The sequence below is a fragment of the Pseudomonas sp. Sample_9 genome (genome assembly GCF_004307535.1).
GTDB classification, from domain to species: Bacteria; Pseudomonadota; Gammaproteobacteria; order Pseudomonadales; family Pseudomonadaceae; genus Aquipseudomonas; species Aquipseudomonas mercuritolerans.
Genome location: NZ_RAZO01000243.1, coordinates 1 through 2122 on the forward strand (window position 1 = coordinate 1; position 2122 = coordinate 2122).

General features: G+C 59.6%; 3 protein-coding genes and 1 pseudogene. All 4 read right to left on the reverse strand.

From position 1 onward, the window contains the following. Nucleotides 1–170, reverse strand: a pseudogene (locus D6877_RS13790) (amino acid ABC transporter substrate-binding protein); the annotation flags it as partial. 73 nt (nucleotides 171–243) lie between these two features. Beyond that, nucleotides 244–1014, reverse strand: coding sequence for an imidazole glycerol phosphate synthase subunit HisF (gene hisF / locus D6877_RS13795; RefSeq protein WP_016772122.1), 771 nt, complete (start codon nucleotides 1012–1014; stop codon nucleotides 244–246). 107 nt (nucleotides 1015–1121) lie between these two features. Continuing rightward, a complete protein-coding gene (gene hisA, locus D6877_RS13800; protein ID WP_039756586.1) occupies nucleotides 1122–1862 on the reverse strand; it encodes a 1-(5-phosphoribosyl)-5-[(5-phosphoribosylamino)methylideneamino]imidazole-4-carboxamide isomerase in 741 nt (246 codons plus the stop codon). A gap of 101 nt (nucleotides 1863–1963) precedes the next feature. Further along, on the reverse strand, nucleotides 1964–2122 hold a 159-nt coding region (locus D6877_RS13805; protein WP_130911154.1), incomplete at its 5' end, for a DUF2164 family protein.

Below are 2122 nucleotides of genomic sequence, written 5' to 3' on the forward strand. Positions count from 1 at the left end.
CCGTTGATGTTGTCGCCCTGGGCGAAATTCTTGCCGTTCTTCGCCATGTTGTACGGCGGGAAGTTCTCGGTGAGCAGCACCAGATCGGTGTCGGGACTGGTTTCGGCCCGGGCATTGCTGATTAACAACAACGAGGCGCTGGCGAGAACAACAAGCAGGCGTTTGATCATGTCGGGCTACCGGAATCCATGGCGTGCCCAAGAGTGCCTTGGGCGCGCCATGCTGTCCACTGGCCTGTACGCTTTAGCGCATGACGATGCCGCGATGCGACATGTAGGCCTTGGCTTCCTGCACGGTGTATTCGCCGAAGTGGAAAATACTCGCCGCCAGCACCGCACTGGCATGGCCTTCGAGAATGCCATCGGCCAGATGCTGCAAATTGCCGACGCCACCGGAAGCGATCACCGGAATGCCCAGCGCGTCGCTGATGGCGCGGGTCACGCCGAGGTCGAAGCCGTTTTTCATGCCGTCCTGATCCATGCTGGTCAGCAGGATCTCGCCAGCACCGAGGCCTTCCATTTTCTTCGCCCACTCGACTGCGTCGAGGCCGGTCGGCTTGCGCCCGCCGTGGGTGAAGATTTCCCAGCGCGGGGTTTCGCCGGGGCCGGAGACTTTCTTGGCGTCGATGGCGACGACGATGCACTGCGAGCCGAAATGCTGCGCGGCTTCGCCTACGAATTCCGGGTTGAACACGGCAGCGGTGTTGATCGACACTTTGTCCGCGCCGGCATTGAGCAGGTTGCGGATGTCCTGCACGGTACGCACGCCACCGCCGACGGTCAGCGGAATGAACACCTGGCTGGCCATGCGCTCGACGGTATGCAGCGTAGTGTCACGACCATCGACGCTGGCGGTGATGTCGAGAAAGGTAATCTCGTCGGCGCCCTGCTCGTCGTAGCGACGGGCGATTTCCACCGGGTCACCGGCGTCACGAATGTTCTCGAACTTCACACCTTTGACGACCCGGCCGTTGTCCACGTCCAGGCAAGGGATGATGCGCTTGGCTAACGCCATAAGACTTAATCTCCGATTAAGAAGCTTCAAGCTTCAAGCTGCAAGAAAGGGCGGATTGCGGTCGCGCTTCTAACTTGCAGCTCGCAGCTTGCAACTTGAAGCTGCTTTTATCTGGCCGCGTAGCCATCACAAAAAGCTTGAGCCTCTGCAACATCCAAAGTGCCCTCATAGATCGCGCGGCCCGTGATCGCGCCGATGATGCCCGGTGCCTTGGCGTCGAGCAGCGACTTGATGTCACCCAGGTTATGGATGCCGCCGGAAGCGATCACTGGAATCCTGGTGGCAGCGGCCAGCGCAGCGGTGAACGGTACGTTGCAGCCCTGCATCATGCCGTCTTTGGCGATGTCGGTATAAACGATCGAGGACACGCCGTCGGCTTCGAACTGCTTGGCCAGGTCAATGACCTGCACGGTGCTGATCTCAGCCCAACCGTCGGTGGCGACGAAACCGTCTTTCGCATCCAGACCGACAATGATCTTGCCCGGAAACGCACGGCAGGCTTCAGCAACGAACGCCGGATCTTTTACGGCTTTGGTCCCGATGATCACGTAGCTGACGCCGGCCTTGACGTAATGCTCAATGGTTTCCAGCGAACGGATGCCGCCACCGATCTGGATCGGCAGGGTCGGGTAGCGCTTGGCGATCGCGGTCACCACTTCGCCGTTGACCGGCTGGCCTTCGAACGCGCCGTTGAGGTCGACCAGATGCAGACGGCGGCAACCGCCCTCCACCCACTTGGCAGCCATGCTCACCGGGTCATCGGAGAACACCGTGGAATCTTCCATGCGGCCCTGGCGCAGACGTACGCAGGCACCGTCTTTGAGATCGATAGCGGGAATAATCAGCATGCTTTTTCCTTCGTCAAAAGAGCGGCAAGCTGCAAGCGACTAGCTGCGAGCATGCGGTGTACCAGTTCTTGCAGCTTGAAGCTTGCGGCTTGCAGCTGCTCCTAATTTTTTTCGAGCGCCCACAGGTCGCTTTCGATGCTTTCAAACCGTTCCTTGAGGTGGGTCTGCACATCGAAAATCGCCCTGTTGTAATAGTGCGGAGCAATCTCGCGGGTAAACAGCTCAAGAATTTCCGCCGCCTCGAACGAACCCAGGTCCAG

Bases quoted from the DNA above. Each gene is read 5' to 3' on its own strand.
- hisF (WP_016772122.1), bottom strand. From the start codon at position 1,014: ATGGCGTTAGCCAAGCGCATCATCCCTTGCCTGGACGTGGACAACGGC.
- hisA (WP_039756586.1), bottom strand. From the start codon at position 1,862: ATGCTGATTATTCCCGCTATCGATCTCAAAGACGGTGCCTGCGTACGT.